Here is an 812-nt window from a genome sequence, read left to right on the forward strand (position 1 = left end):
ATGCTTATTCAGTAACGATACTATTTACGATGTGGCTCAATTTTTTCCATAAGACGCCTAGCTTCGGTCTCGACATGTTTAGAGCCATCTTCAATAGCAGTCCAAACATCAGTCCAAGCGGCACTCAATAGCTTTGGATCTTGGCTTACGCCATAATCAGAAAATTCTTTTTTGGCCTTTGCCAAGGCAAGAGAAGACATAAATGCTCTGGCTTCGATCTCGACATGTTTAGAGCCATCTTCAATAGCAATCCAAACATCAGTCCAAGCGGCACTCAATAGCTTTGGATCTTGGCTTACGCCATAATCAGAAAATTCTTTTTTGGCCTTTGCCAAGGCAAGAGAAGGCATAAATGCTCTGGCTTCGATCTCGACATGTTTAGAGCCATCTTCAATAGCAGTCCAAACATCAGTCCAAGCGGCACTCAGTAGCTTTGGATCTTGGCTTACGCCATAATCAGAAAATTCTTTTTTGGCCTTTGCCAAGGAATTTTCAGCTTCAGCTTTAGATACATGCATACCAAAAGCACAAGCAGCACTGGATATAGGCTCACCGTCCCCGGCAGTATTGTTAAAACTCACTCGACTAGCCGTAAATCTTGCTGGGTCCATGCACTCCTCTCTTATCAAAAAAAGAATTACATATTAATTCTATAGGCAGTTTTAATTACTATTTAGTTCATATCTAAGGTGACATTGTGGTAAGCGCATCTAACAAATGCTTCCAGTTCGTTCGCTTCGCTCACCCGACGCCGCCTGCGGCGGCGCGGCTGAAGCAGGCGTTAGCTGCAACACATAAAGATACTTTTGTAT

The 812-nt window shown here is 43.2% G+C and carries 1 protein-coding gene; it reads right to left on the bottom strand.

Going from position 1 to position 812, the window contains the following annotated elements:
• Positions 1-20 precede the first annotated feature (20 nt).
• The gene (locus M3P05_RS20530; protein WP_249702003.1) at positions 21-581 is read right to left on the bottom strand and encodes a hypothetical protein; all 561 of its coding nucleotides are present in this window, start codon (positions 579-581) and stop codon (positions 21-23) included.
• Between the last annotated feature and the right edge of the window lie 231 nt (positions 582-812).

Origin of the sequence: Parendozoicomonas callyspongiae (assembly GCF_023502345.1) — a bacterium.
Classification (GTDB): Bacteria; Pseudomonadota; Gammaproteobacteria; order Pseudomonadales; family Endozoicomonadaceae; genus Sansalvadorimonas; species Sansalvadorimonas callyspongiae.